Genomic DNA, 19659 nt, shown 5'->3' on the forward strand with positions numbered 1-19659 from the left:
GTCGCGGGCGGGCAGGCGGGCGACCTGCACGGCGGCGTCCAGCTCGACGACACGGGCGCGCGCCTGGGCCAGCGTCGTCGCGGCATCGTCCACGCGCGACCTGGCCACGAAGCCCTGTCCGAGCAGCTCCTGCTGACGGGTCAGGTCGATGCTGGCCAGGCGCTCGGCGGCGCGGGCCTGGTCCAGCTGCGCGCGGGTCACGGCCAGTTCTGGCGCGCGCCGGCCCTTGTCGGTGTCCTGCGCCTGGGCCTGGGCGCTCTGCACGCGGGCGCGGGCCTCGGCGTCGGCGGCGAGCTCGGGCGTGGCGTCCAGCTCGAAGAGGGCCTGGCCGGCGGCCACCGCTTCGCCAGAGCGCACGGACAGCGTCGTCAACCGGCCCGCCACCGGCGGCGCGATGTAGACCAGCTCAGCCTCGGCATAGCCCGTCCAACCCTCGGGCGGCTTGGGCGCGCAGCCGGCCAGCAGGGCGGGGATCAACAACAGCGCAACTCTCATTGGCATCTCCATCAGACTCCGCTCGCCAGGCCCAGCAGCGCCCATTCGATGCGGCGCTCCAGCGCCGCATCGGACAGCACCTCGTCGTCCACCGCCGCCAGCAGCACGGCCGGCACGGCGTTGACGGCCTTCATGCCACCCACCAGCACCAGCGGCGCGATGACGGCGCCCATCAGGAAGGAAAAGCGCGTCAGCAGCGGCCGCTGCGGCAGGCGGCCTTGCGCCTCGGCCTCCTGCAGCAAGGCCATCAGCACGCCCAGGTGGCGCGGCGCGTTGGCGCGCAAGAAATCTTGCGCCACGGCCTGGCCGGCCTGGGCGTCGGCCCAGACGCGGGCGATCAGCGGCCGGTGCTCGCGCACGAAGCGGCCCACGCCCAGCAGCGCGGCACCCAGCCGCGCCATCACATCGGCCTCGCCCTGGCTGGTCAGCGACAGCACGCTGAACATCTCCTCGTAGTGGCGCTGCAGCAGCGCACGCAGGAAGGCGTCCTTGCTGCCGAAGTGGTAATGGACCATGGCCGGGTTGACGCCGGCCGCCTCGGCCACGCGGCGCACCGACAGCCCGGCGCAGCCCAGCTGCGGGTAGAGCGCGGCGCCGGCGGCGAGCAGCAGCTGATCCTGATCCTGGCCGGGGCGGGGCATGCGGCGGATTATTGGTCAGCTGTTCAATAACGGCAAGCTCACTAGGATGAGACGCACAAAGAAAGACCTGCCCGAGCAGACCTTCAGGAGACACCATGGACCTCGCTACCTGGATGCGCAGCTTCACCATCCGCACCCGCATGCACGGGGCCATCGCGATGGTGCTGCTGATGTTCGCGGCCCTCGGGCTCACGGGCCTGCTGGGCGGCCGGCAGCTGATGGCGCTCAATGTCGACGTGACGACGCACGGCATGCGCGACCTGCAGCAGCTGGGCGCCATCCGCCAGGGCCTGGCTGATGTGCGGCTGGAGGAGAAGCAGATGGTCATCGCCTACGAGGACCCCGACCAGGTGAAGCAGTTCCGCCAACGCTGGGACGCCGCCGCCCAGCGCCTGGCCACGGCGCTGCAAGGCCTGCAGGCCGGCAAGCAGGAGGACATTAAGGCCGTGGCCGCCGAGGCCCTGAAATTCCTGCAGGACTACCGCACCGCCGCCCAGCCCGTGCTCAACCAGATCGAGGCCGGTGGCTTCGACACCGCCAAGGTGGCCGACCGCATGCTGAACCGACCCAAGGCGGCCATGCGCGAGATCGAGCAGCGCGTGGAGAAGGTGTCCGGCCTCATCGAGGCGCAGGCCAAGGCGACGGAGGCCGAGTTCGGCGCCGAGATGGGCCGCATCGGCTGGCGCTCGCTGGCGGTGCTGATCGTCGTGATGGTGCTGGTGGTGCCGCTGACGCTGATCAACTCGACCACCATCACCAGCCCCATGCGCTACGCCGGCAGCGTGGCCCAGTCCATTGCCGGCGGTGACCTCAACAACGACATCCGCATCGTCGGCCGCGACGAGGCTTCGGACCTGCTGCGCGCGCTGGACGCCATGCAGACCAGCCTGCGCGAGCTGGTGCGCCAGGTGAAGACCTCGGCCCAGAGCATAGAGACGGCCAGCAGCGAGGTCGCCTCGGGCAACCAGGACCTGAGCCAGCGCACCGAGCAGGCGGCCGCCAGCCTGCAGGAAACGACCAGCTCCATGGAAGACCTGACCAGCGGCGTGCGCCACGGCGCCGACGCAGCCGGCAAGGCGCGCCAGCTGGCCCAGAGCGCCGCCGAGGTGGCGCGCCGTGGCGGCCAGGAGGTGGCCGAGGTCGTCACGACCATGGATGAGATCAACACCAGCTCGCGGCGCATCGGCGACATCCTGGGCGTCATCGACAGCATTGCCTTCCAGACCAACATCCTGGCGCTGAACGCGGCCGTGGAGGCCGCGCGGGCGGGCGAGCAGGGGCGGGGCTTTGCCGTCGTTGCCAGCGAGGTGCGCCTGCTGGCCAAGCGCTCGGCGGACGCGGCGCGCGAGATCAAGTCGCTCATTGCCGCCAGCCTGGAGCGCACCGAGGCCGGCGCCCGCCTCGTGCAGCACGCCGGGGCGACCATGCACGATATCGTCAGCCATGTGCAGAAGGTCAGCGACATGATTGGCGAGGTGGCCGAGGGCGCGGCCGACCAGAGCGCACGCATCGGCCAGATCAACGGTGCCGTCTCGCAGCTGGACCACACGACGCAGCAGAACGCCGCCCTCGTGGAAGAGTCTGCCGCCGCGGCCGACAGCCTGCGCCAGCAGCTGCAGTTGCTGACCGGCGCCGTGGCGCAGTTCCGGCTGGACGGTCGGTCTTGAACGGCGGCACGATGGGACGCGCCACCGACGAGGGCCAGCGCTTGATGCTGGATCGCCGCCAGGCCCTGGTGATGACTCTGACGGCGGGGCTGGCACCGGGCGCGCATGCCGCCGAGGCGCTGCAACTGGTCAGCGCCGACTTCCCGGCGCTGATCAGCCCGCAGGGCCCGGACGCCCCCGGGCCTCTGGGCGACTTCCTGGTCCAGCTCTGCGCGCTGGCCGGCTGGAGCCTGCAGCCGCAGTTCTACCCCTTCGCGCGGGCCACGCAGATGGCCCGCAGCGGCTCACGTGTGCTGATGGCGCCACTGTCCCGCACCCCCGCGCGCGAAGCCCAGTACCGCTGGCTGCTGCCGCTGTTCGCCCAACGCTATGTGCTGATGGGCCTGCGCAGCCGCTGGCCCACCGGCATAGACACGACCGAGGCGCGCAATGCCACGGTGCTGGCGTTGCGGGGCACCGTCGGCACCGAGAGTCTGCAGCGCCAGGGCTTCACGCGGCTCGCGATGGAGGGCAACTATGCGGCCATGCTGCGTCGCATCGACGAGGGCAGCGCCGACCTGCTCTATGCCGCTGTGCCCGTGGTCACCGCCGCGTTGCGCGCCGCCGGCCGGGACCTGGCGCACTGGGTCCAGGGGGCGAGCTTCGACCAGCACGAGGTCTGGCTGGTCGGCAGTGCCGATCTGCAGCCCGCCGAGGTCCAGGCGCTCGCCGCGGCGCTGGACAAGCTCAAGCGCGATGGCGGGCACCAGCGCCTGCTGCAGCGCATTGGCGCCCAGCCGCCGGGAGCAGCTTCCTAGGCCACTGGCTGGCTCTAGAATCCCGCCACAGCGCCGATTTGTTCCGGATTGCGGGCGCTCTATAAATGCCGCTAAACAGGGCGCTCCGATCAACCGGCGTCCCGCAAGTGGCACCGGTTTTGTTTTATCTGGAGTGGGCCAATGACGGGCCGAAGCGTCGGCGAGGTCTCGCCGCAGAGTTTTCATTTCGACGAACCCCTGCCGCTGCGCAGCGGCGCCAGCCTGCCGGCCTATGACCTGACGGTCGAGACCTATGGCCAGCTCAATGCCGAGCGCAGCAACGCGGTGCTCGTCTGTCATGCGCTGAACGCCAGCCACCATGTCGCCGGCACCTACGCCGGCGAGGCCAAGAGCGAGGGCTGGTGGGACAACCTCATCGGCCCGGGCAAGGCGCTGGACACCGACAAGTTCTTCGTCATCGGTGTCAACAACCTCGGCTCCTGCTTCGGCTCCACAGGCCCCATGCACGTCAACCCGGCCACCGGCAAGGCCTGGGGCGCGGACTTCCCCGTCGTCACCGTGCAGGACTGGGTGGACGCGCAGGCCCGCCTCGTCGAGCGCTTCGGCATCCTCAAGCTCGCGGCCGTGCTGGGCGGCAGCCTGGGCGGCATGCAGGCACTGGACTGGGCGCTGCGCTACCCGGACCGGCTCGGCCACTGCATCGCCATCGCCACCGCGCCCAACCTGTCGGCGCAGAACATCGCCTTCAACGAGGTGGCCCGCCGCGCCATCGTGACGGACCCCGACTTCCACGGCGGCCACTTCTACGAGCACGGCGTGGTGCCCAAGCGCGGCCTGCGCGTGGCGCGCATGATCGGCCACATCACCTACCTGAGTGACGACGTCATGGCCGAGAAGTTCGGCCGCGAACTCAAGGGTGGGGCGCTGGGGTATTCGACGCAGGAGATCGAGTTCCAGATCGAGAGCTACCTGCGCTATCAAGGTGACAAGTTCAGCGACTACTTCGACGCCAACACCTATCTGCTCATCACCCGCGCGCTGGACTATTTCGACCCGGCCTCCGAGCATGGCGGCGACCTGACGCGCGCCTTTGCCACCGCGCGGGCCAAGTTCCTCATCGCCAGCTTCACGACCGACTGGCGCTTCTCGCCGCAGCGCTCGCGCGAAATCGTCAAGGCCCTGCTCGACAACCGGCTGGACGTCTCCTACGCGGAGATCGACGCCCCCCACGGCCACGACGCCTTCCTGCTGGACGACCCGCGCTATCACGGCGTGCTGCGCGCCTACTTCGCGCGCATCGCTGCGGAGCTGGAGCGGCCTGCGGCTCTTCAATTCAAGGGAGTCGCGATATGAGCTTCGACCCCGCGATTGCGGCTCTCGTGCCGGCCGGCTCACGCGTGCTCGACCTGGGCTGCGGCACCGGCGAGCTGCTGGAGCACCTCATCAAGCACAAGGGCTGCACGGGCTACGGCGTGGAGCTGGACGACGCCAACCTGCTGGCCTGCATGAAGCGTGGTGTCAGCGTCATCCAGCGCAACCTGGAAGAAGGCCTGGCCATCTTCGAGGACCAGAGCTTCGACGTCGTGCTGCAGCTGGAGACCCTGCAGAACCTGCGCAACGCCGAGGCCATGCTCAAGGAGACGGCGCGCGTCGGCAAGATGGGCATCGTCAGCTTCCCCAACTTTGCCCACTGGCCCAACCGGCTGCAGGTGCTGTTCGGCCGCATGCCGGTCACGCGGGCGCTGCCCTACGAGTGGTACGACACACCCAACATCCGCGTCGGCACGCTGGCCGATTTCGCCGTGCTGGCACGCAAGAACCGGCTCAAGATCCTGGACAGTTTCGGGCTGCAGAACGGCGCCATCGTGCGCACCATGCCCAACCTGATGGCCAGCGTGGCGGTGTTCAAGTTCGAGCGCGAGTAGCTCGAATAGAGCCGGCGCGGCCCAGCACCAGCAGGCCCGCCAGCCACAACGCCAGCGTGGCCGGCTCGGGAATGGCGGCGGGAATGGACAGCGTCACGCCGTGTGCCGAGAACAGGACCGAGGCGCCGCTGCCACCGCCTTCGATGGCGTAGGCAAAGCTGCTGCCGAACTCGCAGCCGCTGCCGCAGTCCAGCAGCGACAGCTCGGCAAGGCTGGCGCCGCCGACGTCGGTGCCGAGCTTGAAGAGCACGGTGCCGTTGAGCAGCATGTGGTCGGCCTTGACGAAGTCGAAGGCGAGCTGGCCGTCGCTGCTGCGCTCCACTTCAAGTTCCAGCACGCCGCCAGGCAGCAGCGTGAAGCCACCGTGGATGGTGAAGGTGCCCGGGCTGTGCGCCGGCTTGAAGCTCGCCGTGCCCGGGCCGCCACCGACGAAGAGCTCGCCGTTGATGAGGCCGGTGCCGGAGAGCACGCCGCCAATCAGTTCGACCTTGCCGGTGCTGTCCGGGAAGGCCGCGTTCGCCGTGGTCGTCAGCGTGCCGTCGACGATCAAACGGCCACCCTCGATCCTCACGCCGCCCTGGGCCATGTCGCCGTCGACCTGGGTCGTGCCGGCCGTCTGCAGATAGCTGCCACTGCCGGTCAGGCCGTGGAAGGGCAGCGGGCCCACCACCTTGACGGTGCCGGTGTTGGTCAGTTGGCCGTCGTTCCACAGCACGGTGTTCACGTCCATGTAGCCGGCGTTGAAGATCTGGCCGCCGCGCTGGTTGGTGACGGACTGCGAGATGTAGAGCGTGCCGCGGTTGTCGATGACGCCGGAGTTGCTCGTCGGTTGCCCGAAGGCGAGGATGCCGGCCGGCGCCACGTCGACGCGTGCGCTGGCGGCGTTGTCGAAGTAGGCGTTCTGATGATCGATGTCGTTGGTGAACAGGAAGTAGCCCACGACGGCCAGCCTGCCCTCGTTGCGGAACGTCACCGAGCGCATGACGCTGGCCCATTCGTTGGGCGTGTAGGTGGCGCGGTTGACCAGCGTGCTGCCGGGCAGCATTTCCAGGTGGTCCAGCATTGCCGCCGTCTGCGTGAAGTCGGCTTCCAGCGTCAGCGTGCCGGCGACGCGCAGGATGCCTGCGGTGAAGTCGTAGCTGGCGCCTGCGGCCAGGGTCAAACCGTCGCCGCCATCGGCCAACACGTTCACCACGCCGCTGTTGGCGATCTGCCCCTGGGCCAGCAGGCGGCCGCCGATGTCGAGCGTGCTGGTATTGGTCAACGTGGAGCCGGCCTCCAGCACCGAGGTGCCCAGCAGCCGGGTGATGCCGTCGTTGGTCAGCGCGCCGCCGGTGCGGTTGTTGAACTGCCCCTGGCTGACCAGCGTGACGCCGGCCTCGTTGCCGACGCGGGCGTAGTTGTTCAGCGTGCCGTCGTTGTGCAGCGCGCCCTGGTTGGTCAGGTCGCCGTAGTTCTCGATGTTGCCGGATACGGCATTGGTCATCACGCCGGAGGCGCCATTGATGAAGCTGGTGTAGTTGAGAACGAACAGCAGATTGTTGAATGTGCCGTCGTTCTGCAGGGTGCCGCGGTTGGTCAGCTGCCGGACGTTGTGGAAGCTTCCCCGCGCGCCGTTCGTCAGCAGGCCCCAGTTGTCCAGGCCCGCGTCCTGCACCCAGGTGTTGCCGCTGAGGTCACTGGCGCCGTTGATGAAAGTTCCCACGACCTGGTCAAACAGGGTCAGCGAGCCGCTCTCCCGAACCACCAGATAGGTCAGGTTGCAGGCGTTGATGTTCAGCGTCAGCGTGGCAGTGATGACCTGGCCCACATCATCCGCAAAGCTGCTGTTGCAGGCGGCCGTGGCGGCGCCGCCCGCGGCGGCCAGCGACGCGGCGAAGGTCAAGGCGGCGACACGGCGGAGCGCGGAGTTGGGCATTGCGGGTTCCTGACGGTGGGTTGGATGAAGCGAGCCGCTCAATGTCTTTCGAGTATGCGAGCGGGGCATGCGCTGCGACGCCGCCACTCAAGCCGGCCTCCCCTCGGTTATGGAGGATGGCGGCCTGCTTGTCATGCGCTGATTGGGTGATGCCGACCAGGGCCTGTAAACACGACGGCAGTGGGTCGCGAAGGCGATCCGCCAGGGGCCAATCAAGGCGCAGCGCGCTGCTCGCATTGACCTGCTGCGCAGTGCCATCGAGGACCTGCGGCTGACGAACGACTCGCTGGAGCACGAGCTGGCCAGGCTGCGCACGCGCGTGGGCCACCGACTGGAGAGCGCCGCGCTGAAGCTGGAATGGCAGATGGCCGACACGCCGCCGCTGCCCTGTCTGGAGCCGGCACTGGCGCTGCAGGCGCTGCGGCTGATTCAGAAGGCGATGATCAGTGTCATCAAGCATGCGCAGGCGCGCACGCTGAGCCTGTCGGCGCGGCAGGAGGGCGATGCGCTGGAGGTGCGCATCGAGGACGACGACCCTGGGTGCAACGCTGCACGGGGCGAGCGCCCCCGCGAGGGGACGCGGGTCAGCCCGCAGCTGCCGCTGCGACCCGCGTCAGCGGGCGGCCTGGAGTGACGCCTTCTTGGCGTGCTTCTTGTGCTTGGCCTTGCCGGCCTTCTTGCCTGCCTTCTTGCCGGTCTTGGCCTTGACCGTGCTGCTGGCGTGGCTGCTGTCCTGGTGCTTGGCCACGCGGGCCTCGGCGGCCGGGGCCAGGAAGGCGATGGCGAGGGCGGCAGCGGTGAGCAAGGTCTTCATGGCGGTCTCCTGAAAGTGTTGGGGCGAGGGTAGCGCAGCGGCAAGCGTTCAATTGCCTTTACGGATGGTGTGGCCGTCGTCGGTGCGTTCGTCGTCCTTGAAGACGCCCTCCCAGCGGTCGCCGCTGGGCCAGTAGAAGATGCCGGTGCCGTGCTTCAGGCCGCCCGCCCAGGCGCCTTCGTAGCGCTCGCCGCTCTTCCAGGCGTACTTGCCTTCGCCATGCGCCTTGCCGAGCTCGAACGTGCCTTCGTAGATGTCGCCGCTCGGGAAGATCATGCGGCCCCGGCCATGCGGCAGGCCGCCGCTGAGCTGGCCTTCGTACTGGTTGCCGTTGGCAAAGCGCATCTTGCCCGTGCCCTGCGGCTTGTCGTTGACCCAGTCGCCCTCGTAGCGCTGGCCGCTCATCCACACATAGCTGCCCTTGCCGTGCGGCAGGCCCTGGCGGATCTGGCCGGTGTAGACATCGTTGGAGGCATAGGTCATCTTGCCTTCGCCGTGCGGCTGGCCCTCCACCAGCGTGCCCTCGAACTGGTTGCCGTTGGCAAACACCATCAGGCCGCGGCCGGTGGCGCGGTCGGTCACCCACTCGCCCTTGTAGCGCTGGCCGTTGGCCCAACGAATCTCGCCCACGCCGTGGCGCTGACTGCGCACCAGCGGGCCTTCGTAGACATCGCCGTTCTTCCACTCGACGCGGCCGGTGCCGGTGACGGTGTCGTCGTCGTTGCGCACGAACTGGCCCAGGTAGCGCGTGTCGCCGGCGGTGCGGTCGAAGAGCTTGGGTTCGGGCGCGGGTGCGGTGGCTGTTGGCACGGGGGCGGGTGTGGGTGTCGGTGTGACGGCCTTGGCCAATGGCACGACCGGCACGCTGGCGGCCTGGCGCATCGGTGTGGTCGCGGCGGCAGCCGCCGCAGTGGCTGCGATCGCTGGCGCACCTGCCGGCTTGCCTGCGCTGCCGGCAGGTGCAGCCGTCGGCTTAGGCGCAGCGGCCACGGCGGTCGGCGGCGGCGCCCCGGGTAGCGGCGTCGAGACCCAGGGCGTGCCGCGCTCGCGGGCCAGGGCCTGGGCGTTGTTCATCGCCAGCTCCTGGGCGCTGCCCTTGCACTGGCCGGCAGTCTCGCGCCACAGCGTCTCGCCGATCTGGCTCTGCGTCTGACGCTCGGCCAGCGGCAGCGCGGCGGCGCTGTTGCGCAGCTTGCCGGAGAACTCCCGCGCCCGCTCGAAGGGCGGGGCGCAGAACTCGGCGTTGTGGCCGTCGATCTCAGCCTGCTCGCGGCGGCGCTGGGCGGTCTGCTGCTGGCTGCCGTTGCACTGCTCGGCGGCCACTTCCCACATGCCCTCGGACTTGCGATACAGGCTCGCGGCCTCGGCAAAGCGGCGCTCGCTGAAGGCGCCGCGCGCCAGCTCCTGCAGCGCGCCGGCATCGCGGTGGGCGTTCTCGCACTGGCTGCCGGCCTGCAGCTTCTCGGCCAGCGCGTCGTGGGCCTTCTGGCTGTCGGCCAGGTTGCGCTGGGCGCGCTCGCGGGCGCGGCCGTCACAGGTGGCGATGGCCGCACCCCATTGCGCCACCGCCTCGTCGTAGAGCTTGACCTGGACTTGCAGCGGCTGGTTCTGCGACTGCGCCGTGGCGGCCTTCAGGTCGGCCGAAAGCGCGCGGCTGGTCAGCTGGGGGCAGCTGGGCGGCGGCGGGGCGGGCGCCACCTGGGGCTCGGAGGCGGCGGGCTCGGGGGCGGACGCAGCCGCGTCGGGCGCGGAAGCTGCCGAGGCTGCGGGTTCGGGCGGCGTCTGGGCCCGGGCGGCGGTGGCCGTCAGCAGTGCCACGCAAAGGAGGAGGGCAAGCTTCATTACTTTTTGCGCGCGCCGGACTCGGCTGGCATGTCCAGCATCGCGTCGATGAGGCCGCGCGAGAAACGTCCTGCGCCGGGGTCGTCGGGGTTGTCGAAGGAGAAGGTGGCTTGCGTGGACGCCAGCGGCATGGCGCCGATCTCGGCCACCAGCGCGTCGGGGCGGAAGCCGCCGAGGATGGCCGTGATCTCGCGTTCGAAGCCGCGCGCGGCGGCCACCTTGTTCAGCGCGGCCAGGCGGTCGGCGTCGAACAGCAGCGCGTTGGACGCCAGGCTGCGCTCCAGCAGCTTCTGGTGCAGCGTGAAGCCGGCCAGCGGCGGCGCGCCCAGGGCGGCCATGCGCGAGAAGGCCCAGGCGTCCGCCTTCTCGAAGGCAGTGGCGGCAATACGCGAGATGCCCGACAGCGAGCCGCGGTTGGCGGCGGCCGCCTGCATGACGTTGAGCACCTGCTGGCGCGTGAGTTGCGTCGCAGCGTCCACCAGGCCTTCGCGGATCTTCTGCGTCGCCAGTGCCCGGCCCTGCTCGATGAGCTGCTGCTTCAGGAAGTCGGTGGCGACGTTGGCCGCAGCGCTCTTGGCGGCGGAGATGGCCGCGTCGGCCGCGAGTGCAGCGGCCTTCACGCCCGAGGCCAGCGTGGCCAGGTTGTAGAGGGTGCCGGCGATCTTGATGGCGTAGTGATACGTCTTCATGCGCGCCCCGCCTTCTTCGGAGATGCCCTGTGTCCACAGCACGGCCCACAGTGCCTCGTCGGGCGTGGGTTCGGCCTGCAGCACCTCCAGCGGGTGCAGGCTGAGCAGCCAGTGGTAGTCCTGCAGCTGCGGCGTGTTGGGCGGCGCAAAGCGCGTGTAGCCGCGGCAGACCTCGAAGGGCTTGACGAGCACGGTCTTGCCAGCAATGGTGCCAACGTTGAAGGGCTTGCCGGCGTCGCGCACCTCGGCCAGCCACTCCAGCAGCTTCTCGCCGTCGTCGCTGGCCTTGTCGCCGATGCGGTTCAGCCGCGTGCCCACGGGCAGGGGCGAGTCCTGGGTCACGGCGATGAGGGTCAGTCGCTCGTCCACCTGCAGGGCGCGCGCCCAGGCGACGCGGTCGTTGTCGCTCCAGCCCTCGCTGGTGGCAACGGCAAAGGGCAGCTCCCATTGCTTGTCGCACTCCTTGTCCTTGAGCGCGGCGCTGCGGGCGATGGCCGGGCGGATCAGGCGCTCGCCGGCGCCATAGGCGCGCATGCCGGCCAGCAGCGTCTCGTCGACCCTGCGGCCGTCATCGACGGTGAATTTGGGGCCGGAAGCGCAGCCCGTCAGCAGCGCCAGAAGAGCGATCAGTAACAAGCGGTTCATTGATGCCGAGCCTAAGCGGTCAACAAGACGAACGTCGCCCGTAGTTCTACGGAGCGGGTGTGGAGCCTGTCTCACAGACGCCTAAACTTGTTGGCTGCGCCACAAGCGCCTGCCGCCTGAAGGAGACCGCCATGAACGCTCGAGACCCGAACCTGCCCTTGCAAGCCGACGAAGCCACGGCGTTGGGCGACTTTGCCGCCCGCGTCTGGGACGAAGAGATCGTCCCCGCGTTGACCGACTACATCGCCATCCCGGCCAAGAGCCCGATGTTCGACGCCGACTGGGCGGCGAACGGCCACATCGACAAGGTGCTGACGCAGGCCGCCGCCTGGGTCGAGGGCCAGAAGGTCGCCGGGCTCAAGCTGGAAGTCATCCGCATCCCGGGCCGCACGCCGGTGATCTTCTTCGAGGTGCCGGGCACCAAGGCCGGCAACGATGACAGCATCGTGCTGTACGGCCACCTGGACAAGCAGCCCGAGTTCAGCGGCTGGCGCAACGACCTCGGCCCCTGGACGCCCAAGTACGAGAACGGCCTGCTCTACGGCCGCGGCGGTGCGGACGACGGCTACGCCATCTACGCGTCCCTCACGGCCATCATGGCGCTGGACAAGCAGGGCATCCCGCGCCCGCGCTGTGTCGGCCTCATCGAGACCTGCGAGGAATCCGGCTCCTTCGACCTGCCCGCCTATCTGGACGTGCTGCGTCCCCGCCTGGGCAATGTGTCCCTGGTCGTCTGCCTGGACTCGGGCGCCGGCAACTACGACCAGCTCTGGCTGACGACCTCGCTGCGCGGCATGGTGTCGGGCGTGCTCAAGGTGGAGGTGCTGACCGAGGGCATCCACAGCGGCGACGCCTCGGGCTGCGTGGCGTCGAGCTTCCGCATCCTGCGCCATGTGCTGGACCGGTTGGAAGACAGCAAGACCGGCCGCCTGCTGCCCGAGAGCTTCCACTGCGAAATCCCCGGCGCACGTCTTGACCAGGCCCGGGCGACGGCGGCCATACTCAAGGACGAGGTCTACAAGCGCATGCCCTGGGCCTGCGGCGCGGACGGCGGCCCGGTGCTGCCGGTCACGACCGACCCGGTCCAGGTGCTGCTCAACCGCACCTGGCGGCCGACGCTGTCGGTCGTCGGCGCTGACGGCTTCCCCGAACTGAAGAACGCTGGCAACGTGCTGCGCCCGCACACGGCCTTCAAGCTGAGCCTGCGCCTGCCGCCGCTGATCGACGGCAATGCCGCTGCGCTGGAGTTGAAGACGCTGCTGGAAGACAACGCGCCCTACAACGCCAAGGTCACCTTCACGCCCGACGGCCGGGCCGGGGCTTATGGCGCCACCGGCTGGAACACGCCCGAGCTGTCGCCCTGGCTCAGCCGGGCGCTGAACGACGCCAGCCAGGCCCACTTCGGTGCGCCGGTGGGCTATATCGGCCAGGGCGGCACCATCCCGTTGATGAGCATGCTTCAGAAGGGCTTCCCCAAGGCGCAGATGATGGTTTGCGGTGTGCTGGGCCCCAAGAGCAATGCCCACGGGCCCAACGAGTTCCTGCACGTGCCCTACGGCAAGCGGCTCACCGCCGCCGTGGCCCAGGTCATGGCCGCCCACCCCTGAAGGAGTTCAGCAAAGAATGGACCAGCTCCGCGCCATCAAGGTTTTCGTCCGCGTCATTGACGAGGGCAGCTTTGCCGGCGCGGCGCGGGCGCTGGACCTGGCGCCGGCCGTCGTCACCCGCCTCATTGCCGAGCTGGAAGACCATCTCGGCACGCGGCTGCTGAACCGCACGACGCGCCGCCTGTCGCTGACCGAGATCGGCGAGGCCTACCTGGAGCGGGCGCGGCGCATCATGGCCGACGTGGACGAAGCCGCCGCCCTGGCCGCATCGGCCACTCAGGAAGTGCGCGGCCTGCTGCGCATCCTGTGCCCGCCGGCCATCGCCGTGCACCAGCTTGCCAAGCACCTGCCCAAGTTCCACCGCGACTACCCGCTGGTGACGCTGGAGATCACGTCGCCCGGCCCGGTCGACACGGTGGACGACGCCTATGACCTGACCATCTTCCTGACCCGCGAGCTGCCGGATGGCGAGTTCATCGCCCGGCGCCTGGCGCGCAGCGAATTCATCATGTGCGCCTCGCCCGACTACCTGGACCAGCGCGGCCGGCCCCAGCACCCGCACGACCTGAAGCAGCACGACGCCCTGCTGCCGCCCACAGCGGCGCTGCAACGCGGCCTGACGCTGCAGCGCGGCGACGGCCAGGAGGAGATCACGCTGCCCATCGTCCCGTCGCGCGCCGCGCTGTCGACCACGCACATGGACACCAACTACGCCGCCGCCCTGCACGGCCTGGGCGTGGCCGGCCTGCCCAGCTTCATGGTGGAAGACGCGCTGTTGGAGCAGGCGCTGGAGCGCGTCATGCCGCAGTGGCGGCTGTTCGGCACCACGCTGTGGGCCGGCATGCCGACGCGCAAATACGTGCCCGCGCGAACGCGGGCCTTCCTGGACTTCCTGCTGGAAATCTTCGGCGGCGAGGACAAGGACCCGTGGCTGGTGGCCGCGGGTTGCGCGACCTGCCCGTAACTACCGCAGGCTGAAGCCCAGGTCGAAGAACTCCGGGTATTTGGCTTCCATCGCCCGCTTCAGGAACCCCAGCGCGACATAGCGGGCCGATGTCTTGGCGATGAGCGCGAGCAGCCGGCGTTCTTCCGCGTGCCCCTGGCCCAGCAGCGTCAGGTGTTGCCGAATAGCGCTCCACTCGATGCGACGCCAGTACTCGCCGAAGTCGGCCTCCAGTTCCTCGTCGAGCACGCCAGCGGCGCGGCAGGCCTGCCAGTGGCGCACGGCCCAGTCGATCTCTTGCGCCTCATCCCAGGCTTGCCAGGCCTGCTCAGGCGGGCGCAGCAGCGCGGCCAGCGCGTCGGTCGGGCTGCCCTGGGGTGCGTCGGCGACAAGGCGTTGCAGCACGACGTCCAGGCCGCTGTCCGCCACACGGGCCAGGCCGGCAGCCAGCGCGGCCGCGTCGGGTGGCACGAGCTCGGGGGGCTGTTCCAACAGCCGGGCGCAGGCGGCGCGCATCAGGGTGTCGGCTTCGGTGGAAGATGTCATGGGAGAAAGCCCTCGTGGATAATGAATTTTAAGAAGCCGGCCCCGGCAATCTCCCCAGTTTCGCGCCCTTGCCGCCTGTGCCGCGCCCGTCCCGCACCCCCCACCTCGCCCCGCTGCCCACCCTGATCGCCCTGGCCCTGTTCGCCTGGGGGCCGGCGTCTGCCCGGCCGGCTGAAGAGACCCTGTCGCTGCGCGGCAGCCGCGTGCTCAGCGCGCCGGCCAAGGTGGCGGTCAAGCCGGCCCTGGTCATCAGCGCCGACAAGCTCACCGCCCAGGCCGATCAAATGGCCGAGGCCTCGGGCGACGTGGAGTTGCGCTACGGCGAGTTGCTGCTGAACGGCGACAAGCTGAACTACCGCGTCGTCGACGACCTGGCCCGCGCCGAGGGCAACGTCCGCATCAACCACAACGGCAATGTCTTCTCCGGCCCGCTGCTGCAGCTCTACGTCAGCCGCTTCGAGGGTGAGTTCCTGACGCCCAGCTTCTTCCTGAAGGCCACTGGCGGCGCCGGCAAGGCCAAGGTCGTCAGGTTCCAGGACAGCCAGCACCTGAGCGCCACCGACGGCAGCTACAGCAGCTGTCCGGCCGTAGAGAACCAGGAGCCGGCCTGGCAGATCACCGCCAAGCAGCTGCGCCTGGACCTGGCCGCCAACGAGGGCGAGGCCGAGGGCGCGGTGCTGCGCTTCCTGGGCGTGCCCATTCTGGCGGCGCCCTCCTTCAGCTTCCCGCTGAGCTCGGCACGCAAGTCGGGCTGGCTGCCGCCCAATATCTTCCTGGACAACCGCAGTGGTCTCGAGCTGGGCGTGCCCTATTACTGGAACATCGCGCCGCAACGCGATGCCACGGTGGCGCCCTTCATCATGACCAAGCGCGGCGTGGGCGTGGATGGCGAGTTCCGCTACCTGGAGCCCGGCCACGCCGGCCGCATCAACGTCGACGTGCTGCCCAGCGACCGCGTCTTCGGCCATTCGCGCTGGAGCTTCAAGTTCAACAACGATGGTCAGCTCGGCGACTGGCGCTATCGCCTGAAGAGCGAGCGCGTCTCCGACGACGACTACTGGAAGGACATGTCGCGCCGCGTCGAGAGCCAGACGCCGCGCCTGCTGGCCAGCGACCTGAACATCAGCCGCCACCGCGAGCTGTCCTGGGGCGTCATCGACACCTATGCCCGCGTGCAGCGCTGGCAGACATTGCAAGGCGCCGACGCCCTGGCCCGGTTCGACTCGCCCTACCAGCGCAGCCCGCAGGTCGGCATGCGCGTGACGACGGCGGCCGACGAGGCCGTGCTGGACAGCTTCCGCCCCTGGGGCCGCAAGGCGCGGCTGGAGGGCGGCCTTGAGCTGGAATACAACCGCTTCGACCTGCCCGGCTCGGCCCAGCCCGGCCAGCCGCGCGGCGGCCAGCGCATGCACGCGCTGGGCCATGTGGCCGCGCCTCTGGGTGGCGAGGCCTGGTGGTTCATCCCCCGCCTGTCGGTCAACGCCGCCAGCTACAACCTGGATCAGCCGCTGGACGATGGCCGCCGCCGCATGGGCCGGGTCATCCCGACGCTGAGCGTCGACCACGGCTGGGTCTTCGAGCGCGACACCAAGCTCTTCGGCCGCGACATGCGCCAGAGCCTGGAGCCGCGTGTGCTGTACGTGAACACGCCATTCCGTGACCAGGCCACGCTGCCCAACTTCGACGCCGCGGCCAAGGACTTCAACTTCGACTCCATCTACACCGACAACCCCTTCTCGGGTGTCGACCGGGTGTCGGACCTGCATGCCGTCAGCGTCGGCGCCACCAGCCGCTGGGTCAGCGCCGCGCAGGGCGAGGAGATCCTGCGCGTCGGTGCCGTGCAGCGCTTCCTGTTCCGCGACCAGCGCATCACGCCCGACGGCCAGCCCGTCACCCAGCGCTTCTCCGACCTGCTGCTGGCCGCCGCCGCCCACCTGGACGAGAAGTGGTGGGCCGACAGCACGCTGGAGTTCAACCCCGAGACCAACCGCTCGGTACGCTCGGTCGTGCGGGCGCGCTACTCGCCGGGGCTGTACAAGACCGTCAGCGTCGCCTACCGGCTGGCGCGCGGGCAGAGCGAACAGGTCGAGCTGGCCTGGCAATGGCCCATCTACGGCACGCCGGTCACGCAGCGCGGCGCGGACAGCCAGGGCTGCGGCGGCGCCTGGTACAGCGCGGGCCGCGTGCAGTATTCGCTGCGCGACAAGCGCCTGACCGATTCGGTCGCCGGCTTCGAGTACGACGCCGGCTGCTGGGTGCTGCGCTTCGGCCTGGAGCGCCTGTCCACCGGCCGTGCCGAAACCAACACCCGGGTCATGCTCCAGCTCGAGCTCGTGGGCCTCAGCCAGCTCGGCTCCAATGCCCTGAAGGTCTTGAAGGACAATGTGCCCGGTTACCGCCGGTTGAGTTCCGACCGCTCGCCGAGTTCAGACTTCCTACCATGATCCATCGCCTAGCTCCTCTCGTTCTGGCCCTGGCCGCCCTCCATGCGGCCGCCCAGACGCCGCCCACGCTGCAGCCGGGGGATTACATCGCCGCCGTCGTCAACCAGGATGTCGTCGCCGCCAGCGAGGTCGTCGCGCGCACCGAGGTGCTGCGCGCCGAAGCGCGCAAGCAGGGCGAGGTCATGCCCGAGACGGCCGGCCTGCGCAAGAAGGCGTTGGAGGCCCTCATCGAGGACCGCGTGCTCGTCACCTACGCCCGCGACAGCGGCCAGAAGATCGACGAGGCCGAGCTGGACCGCGTGGTCGCCAACGTCGCTGCGCAGAACAAGCTGACGCTGGCCCAGCTGCGCGAGCGCCTCAAGGCCGACGGCACGGACTACAAGGGCTTCCGCGAGAACCTGCGCGACCAGATGATGACCGAGCGCGTGCGCGAGCGCGAAGTGCAGGGCCGCATCAAGGTCAGCGACGCCGAGATCGATGGCTACCTAGACAAGAAGCGCGCCGCGCTGGAGCAGGGCGGCCAGGTCAACCTGGCCCAGGTGCTGGTGACCGTGCCCGAGGGCGCGGCCGAGAGCGTCGTCGCCGAGCGGCGTGCCCGCGCCGAAGCCGCGCTGGCCCGCGTCAAGGGCGGCGAGGACTTCGCCAAGGTCGCCCAGGAGATCTCGGAAGACAGCAACAAGGCCAAGGGCGGCGAGATCGGCATGCGCCCGGCCGACCGCCTGCCCGACCTCTTCGTCTCGGCCATCAAGGACCTGAAGAGCGGCCAGGTCGCGCCCGCACTGCTGCGCAGCGGCGCGGGCTTCCACGTCATCAAGGTCGTCGAGCGCCAGGGCGCTTCGTCGCTGACGCACAGCCAGCAGACGCACGCCCGCCACATCCTGCTGCGCCCCTCGGCACAGCTCACCGCCGAAGTCGCCGGGCGCCGCCTGGCCGAGATGAAGCGCCAGATCGAAGCCGGTCAGGCCAAGTTCGAGGACCTCGCCAAGGCCAACTCCGAGGACGGCAGCGCCGAAGCCGGCGGCGACCTGGGCTGGATGGGCGCCGGTGGCTTCGTGCCCGAGTTCGAGGAAGCCATGAACGTGCTGGCGCTGAACGGCATCTCGGGTCCCGTCATGTCGCGCTTCGGCGTCCACCTGATCCAGGTGCTGGAGCGCCGCAGCGTCGAGATCGACCCCAAGCAGCTGCGTGAGCAGGCCCGTGGCGCGCTGCGCGAGCAGAAGTACGACGAGGTCTACCAGGACTGGGTCAAGGAACTGCGCGCCAAGGCCTTCGTCGAAGTGCGCGAATGGCTCGACTGAGCGGCGCCCACATCCCGCGCAAGCGCTTCGGCCAGCATTTCCTGGCCGACAAGGCGCTGATCGAGGCCATCGTCGACCTCATCGACCCGCAGGCTGGCGAGACCCTCGTCGAGATCGGCCCAGGCCTGGGTGCGATGACGCTGCCCATCCTGGCGCGCTACAAGCCGCTGACCGTCATCGAGCTCGACCGCGACCTGGCCGCGCGGCTGCGCAAGCGTGATGACGTTGAGGTCATCGAGAGCGACGTGCTCAAGGTCGACTTCAAGGCATTGGCCGCCGCCAAGGGCGCGAAGCTGCGCGTCGTCGGCAACCTGCCGTACAACATCTCCACGCCCATCCTCTTCCACCTGCTGGACGCGGTGGATGATGTCGTCGACCAGCATTTCATGCTGCAAAAAGAAGTCGTCGACCGCATGGCCGCAGCGCCCGGCCGCAAGGACTACGGCCGCCTCAGCGTGATGCTGCAATGGCGCTACGACATCGAGTCGGTGCTGGACGTGCCGCCCGAGTCCTTCGACCCGCCACCGCGCGTGGATTCGGCCATCGTGCGCATGGTGCCGCTCAAGACCCCGCCGGCGGTCGACCCCAGGCTGCTGGGCGCCGTCGTCACCAGCGCCTTCTCGCAGCGCCGCAAGCTGCTGCGCCACAGCCTGGGCCGCTGGCTGACCGAGCGCGGCTACGCCGGCCACTTTGACCTGCAACGTCGCGCCGAGGAAGTGCCGGTCGACGAGTTCATCGCGCTGGCGCTGGAAGTGCCTCAGCAGAAATGAAAAACGGGACCCGAGGGTCCCGTCTCTGTATCGACAGTTCAGCGCTTCAAGCTGCGCTGAGCCACATCGACGTATCGAAGGCACTGCACATCATCGGCATGTTCATGCCGAAGTTGGGGTTGCCAATCGCTGCCTTGGCGCTTTTCGGCGCAGGCTTCTCAATAACCGGGGCCACTTCAGTAGCCCGCTCCCATGACCCGTTATCTTGGGAGCGGGCTACTGAAAAGAATAGAAGCACCTGAACGCTATCTTCCTGTCGGCCCAGTAATCGGCCGTGTCTCGGAAGACATCGAGCAACTGCTCTCGTGCCTCGCGGTCGAAGCGCACGTTGTCTGGCAACTGCTCCAGCACCACGACAAAGCCAGGCTGGCTGCCGGCCTTGTGGACGAGGTCGGTCATGCAGTCATGCAGGGCGTCCAGGTTCTTGCCGAAATGTGTCGGGAACAGGAAGGCCTGCGCGATGCCATCGAGCACATCCTGCTTGGACTGCGCCTCCGACAGGTTGGCGTACAGGAAATGCTGGCCCGCTTCTTGGGCGGCCAACATCAAGTCCTCGACTCGGTAGGCCCGTATGGCCTGCACGATATTGGGACGGACGGTCTGCAAAAGCATGGTCGCGTTCCTCCTTTCAAGTCACAAAACTACTGAACCCCGACT

The 19659-nt window shown here is 69.1% G+C and carries 18 protein-coding genes and 1 riboswitch; of the genes, 10 read left to right on the forward strand and 8 right to left on the reverse strand.

Features of this window, described 5'->3' with window-relative positions; all coding sequences use genetic code 11:
- On the reverse strand, positions 1-495 hold a 495-nt coding region (locus ACXRVZ_RS05635), incomplete at its 3' end, for an HlyD family secretion protein (RefSeq protein ID WP_458232235.1).
- An 11-nt stretch (positions 496-506) separates the two neighbouring features.
- A complete protein-coding gene (locus ACXRVZ_RS05640) occupies positions 507-1136 on the reverse strand; it encodes a TetR/AcrR family transcriptional regulator (protein ID WP_457418542.1) in 630 nt (209 codons plus the stop codon).
- Between the two features lie 95 nt (positions 1137-1231).
- On the opposite strand from ACXRVZ_RS05640, the gene ACXRVZ_RS05645 reads away from it, so the two are divergent.
- The 4 genes from ACXRVZ_RS05645 (at position 1232) to metW (ending at position 5486) form a co-directional block, all read left to right on the forward strand.
- A complete protein-coding gene (locus tag ACXRVZ_RS05645) occupies positions 1232-2803 on the forward strand; it encodes a methyl-accepting chemotaxis protein (RefSeq protein ID WP_458232236.1) in 1572 nt (523 codons plus the stop codon).
- Positions 2804-2814: 11 nt separating this feature from the next.
- The gene (locus tag ACXRVZ_RS05650; protein WP_457418546.1) at positions 2815-3600 is read left to right on the forward strand and encodes a substrate-binding periplasmic protein; all 786 of its coding nucleotides are present in this window, start codon (positions 2815-2817) and stop codon (positions 3598-3600) included.
- A gap of 20 nt (positions 3601-3620) precedes the next feature.
- Positions 3621-3696: riboswitch (SAM riboswitch) on the forward strand.
- Between the two features lie 45 nt (positions 3697-3741).
- On the forward strand, positions 3742-4914 hold the full coding sequence (gene metX / locus ACXRVZ_RS05655) for a homoserine O-succinyltransferase MetX (protein WP_457418548.1): 1173 nt from the start codon (positions 3742-3744) through the stop codon (positions 4912-4914).
- Positions 4911-5486 carry a methionine biosynthesis protein MetW gene (gene metW / locus ACXRVZ_RS05660; RefSeq protein ID WP_457418550.1) on the forward strand — a complete coding sequence of 192 codons (576 nt, stop codon included), beginning with the start codon at positions 4911-4913 and terminating at the stop codon, positions 5484-5486. Before metX ends, metW begins: the two co-directional genes overlap by 4 nt.
- On the opposite strand, the gene ACXRVZ_RS05665 is transcribed toward metW, so the two are convergent.
- Positions 5467-7404: a hypothetical protein gene (locus ACXRVZ_RS05665; protein WP_457418552.1), complete on the reverse strand. Its 1938-nt coding sequence runs from the start codon at positions 7402-7404 to the stop codon at positions 5467-5469. The genes metW and ACXRVZ_RS05665 overlap by 20 nt on opposite strands.
- A gap of 319 nt (positions 7405-7723) precedes the next feature.
- Between ACXRVZ_RS05665 and ACXRVZ_RS05670 the strand changes: the two genes are divergently transcribed.
- Positions 7724-8038: a hypothetical protein gene (locus tag ACXRVZ_RS05670; RefSeq protein WP_457418554.1), complete on the forward strand. Its 315-nt coding sequence runs from the start codon at positions 7724-7726 to the stop codon at positions 8036-8038.
- Here ACXRVZ_RS05670 and ACXRVZ_RS05675 read toward each other — a convergent pair.
- From ACXRVZ_RS05675 to ACXRVZ_RS05685, 3 genes are read right to left on the reverse strand one after another with little or no spacing between them, the layout of a single operon-like run.
- On the reverse strand, positions 8018-8218 hold the full coding sequence (locus tag ACXRVZ_RS05675; protein WP_457418556.1) for a hypothetical protein: 201 nt from the start codon (positions 8216-8218) through the stop codon (positions 8018-8020). The genes ACXRVZ_RS05670 and ACXRVZ_RS05675 overlap by 21 nt on opposite strands.
- A gap of 48 nt (positions 8219-8266) precedes the next feature.
- On the reverse strand, positions 8267-10060 hold the full coding sequence (locus ACXRVZ_RS05680; RefSeq protein WP_457418558.1) for an MORN repeat-containing protein: 1794 nt from the start codon (positions 10058-10060) through the stop codon (positions 8267-8269).
- On the reverse strand, positions 10060-11394 hold the full coding sequence (locus tag ACXRVZ_RS05685) for a hypothetical protein (protein ID WP_457418560.1): 1335 nt from the start codon (positions 11392-11394) through the stop codon (positions 10060-10062). Before ACXRVZ_RS05685 ends, ACXRVZ_RS05680 begins: the two co-directional genes overlap by 1 nt.
- A 131-nt stretch (positions 11395-11525) precedes the next feature.
- On the opposite strand from ACXRVZ_RS05685, the gene ACXRVZ_RS05690 reads away from it, so the two are divergent.
- Together ACXRVZ_RS05690 and ACXRVZ_RS05695 are read left to right on the forward strand one after the other, a co-directional pair.
- Entirely contained in the window at positions 11526-13001 is a 1476-nt protein-coding gene (locus tag ACXRVZ_RS05690; protein ID WP_457418562.1) for a M20 family metallopeptidase, read from the forward strand.
- Between the two features lie 16 nt (positions 13002-13017).
- Positions 13018-13965, forward strand: coding sequence for a LysR family transcriptional regulator (locus tag ACXRVZ_RS05695; protein ID WP_457418564.1), 948 nt, complete (start codon positions 13018-13020; stop codon positions 13963-13965).
- Here ACXRVZ_RS05695 and ACXRVZ_RS05700 read toward each other — a convergent pair whose 3' ends face one another.
- The gene (locus tag ACXRVZ_RS05700) at positions 13966-14490 is read right to left on the reverse strand and encodes a hypothetical protein (RefSeq protein ID WP_457418566.1); all 525 of its coding nucleotides are present in this window, start codon (positions 14488-14490) and stop codon (positions 13966-13968) included.
- Between the two features lie 77 nt (positions 14491-14567).
- Here ACXRVZ_RS05700 and ACXRVZ_RS05705 point away from each other — a divergent pair, with 77 nt between their 5' ends.
- Genes ACXRVZ_RS05705 through rsmA form a run of 3 tightly spaced genes read left to right on the forward strand, consistent with a single transcriptional unit; the run spans position 14568 to position 19002 of the window.
- On the forward strand, positions 14568-16934 hold the full coding sequence (locus ACXRVZ_RS05705) for an LPS-assembly protein LptD (RefSeq protein ID WP_457418812.1): 2367 nt from the start codon (positions 14568-14570) through the stop codon (positions 16932-16934).
- Entirely contained in the window at positions 16931-18232 is a 1302-nt protein-coding gene (locus tag ACXRVZ_RS05710) for a peptidylprolyl isomerase (RefSeq protein WP_457418568.1), read from the forward strand. The genes ACXRVZ_RS05705 and ACXRVZ_RS05710 overlap by 4 nt, the downstream gene beginning before the upstream one ends.
- Positions 18220-19002 carry a 16S rRNA (adenine(1518)-N(6)/adenine(1519)-N(6))-dimethyltransferase RsmA gene (gene rsmA, locus ACXRVZ_RS05715; protein WP_457418570.1) on the forward strand — a complete coding sequence of 261 codons (783 nt, stop codon included), beginning with the start codon at positions 18220-18222 and terminating at the stop codon, positions 19000-19002. Before ACXRVZ_RS05710 ends, rsmA begins: the two co-directional genes overlap by 13 nt.
- 216 nt (positions 19003-19218) lie before the next feature.
- Here the strand turns inward: rsmA and ACXRVZ_RS05720 are convergent, their stop codons facing one another.
- On the reverse strand, positions 19219-19614 hold the full coding sequence (locus tag ACXRVZ_RS05720) for a barstar family protein (protein WP_457418572.1): 396 nt from the start codon (positions 19612-19614) through the stop codon (positions 19219-19221).
- Positions 19615-19659: the final 45 nt, after the last annotated feature.

The sequence above is a fragment of the Roseateles sp. P5_E8 genome (assembly GCF_054177665.1).

What these genes read in the sequence shown, in the direction of transcription:
- ACXRVZ_RS05700 (WP_457418566.1), bottom strand. Translation starts at nt 14,490, where the DNA reads ATGACATCTTCCACCGAAGCCGACACCCTGATGCGCGCCGCCTGCGCC.
- metX (WP_457418548.1), top strand. Translation starts at nt 3,742, where the DNA reads ATGACGGGCCGAAGCGTCGGCGAGGTCTCGCCGCAGAGTTTTCATTTC.
- ACXRVZ_RS05640 (WP_457418542.1), bottom strand. Translation starts at nt 1,136, where the DNA reads ATGCCCCGCCCCGGCCAGGATCAGGATCAGCTGCTGCTCGCCGCCGGC.
- ACXRVZ_RS05675 (WP_457418556.1), bottom strand. Translation starts at nt 8,218, where the DNA reads ATGAAGACCTTGCTCACCGCTGCCGCCCTCGCCATCGCCTTCCTGGCC.
- metW (WP_457418550.1), top strand. Translation starts at nt 4,911, where the DNA reads ATGAGCTTCGACCCCGCGATTGCGGCTCTCGTGCCGGCCGGCTCACGC.
- ACXRVZ_RS05720 (WP_457418572.1), bottom strand. Translation starts at nt 19,614, where the DNA reads ATGCTTTTGCAGACCGTCCGTCCCAATATCGTGCAGGCCATACGGGCC.
- ACXRVZ_RS05710 (WP_457418568.1), top strand. Translation starts at nt 16,931, where the DNA reads ATGATCCATCGCCTAGCTCCTCTCGTTCTGGCCCTGGCCGCCCTCCAT.
- ACXRVZ_RS05650 (WP_457418546.1), top strand. Translation starts at nt 2,815, where the DNA reads ATGGGACGCGCCACCGACGAGGGCCAGCGCTTGATGCTGGATCGCCGC.
- rsmA (WP_457418570.1), top strand. Translation starts at nt 18,220, where the DNA reads ATGGCTCGACTGAGCGGCGCCCACATCCCGCGCAAGCGCTTCGGCCAG.
- ACXRVZ_RS05695 (WP_457418564.1), top strand. Translation starts at nt 13,018, where the DNA reads ATGGACCAGCTCCGCGCCATCAAGGTTTTCGTCCGCGTCATTGACGAG.
- ACXRVZ_RS05645 (WP_458232236.1), top strand. Translation starts at nt 1,232, where the DNA reads ATGGACCTCGCTACCTGGATGCGCAGCTTCACCATCCGCACCCGCATG.
- ACXRVZ_RS05680 (WP_457418558.1), bottom strand. Translation starts at nt 10,060, where the DNA reads ATGAAGCTTGCCCTCCTCCTTTGCGTGGCACTGCTGACGGCCACCGCC.
- ACXRVZ_RS05665 (WP_457418552.1), bottom strand. Translation starts at nt 7,404, where the DNA reads ATGCCCAACTCCGCGCTCCGCCGTGTCGCCGCCTTGACCTTCGCCGCG.
- ACXRVZ_RS05685 (WP_457418560.1), bottom strand. Translation starts at nt 11,394, where the DNA reads ATGAACCGCTTGTTACTGATCGCTCTTCTGGCGCTGCTGACGGGCTGC.
- ACXRVZ_RS05690 (WP_457418562.1), top strand. Translation starts at nt 11,526, where the DNA reads ATGAACGCTCGAGACCCGAACCTGCCCTTGCAAGCCGACGAAGCCACG.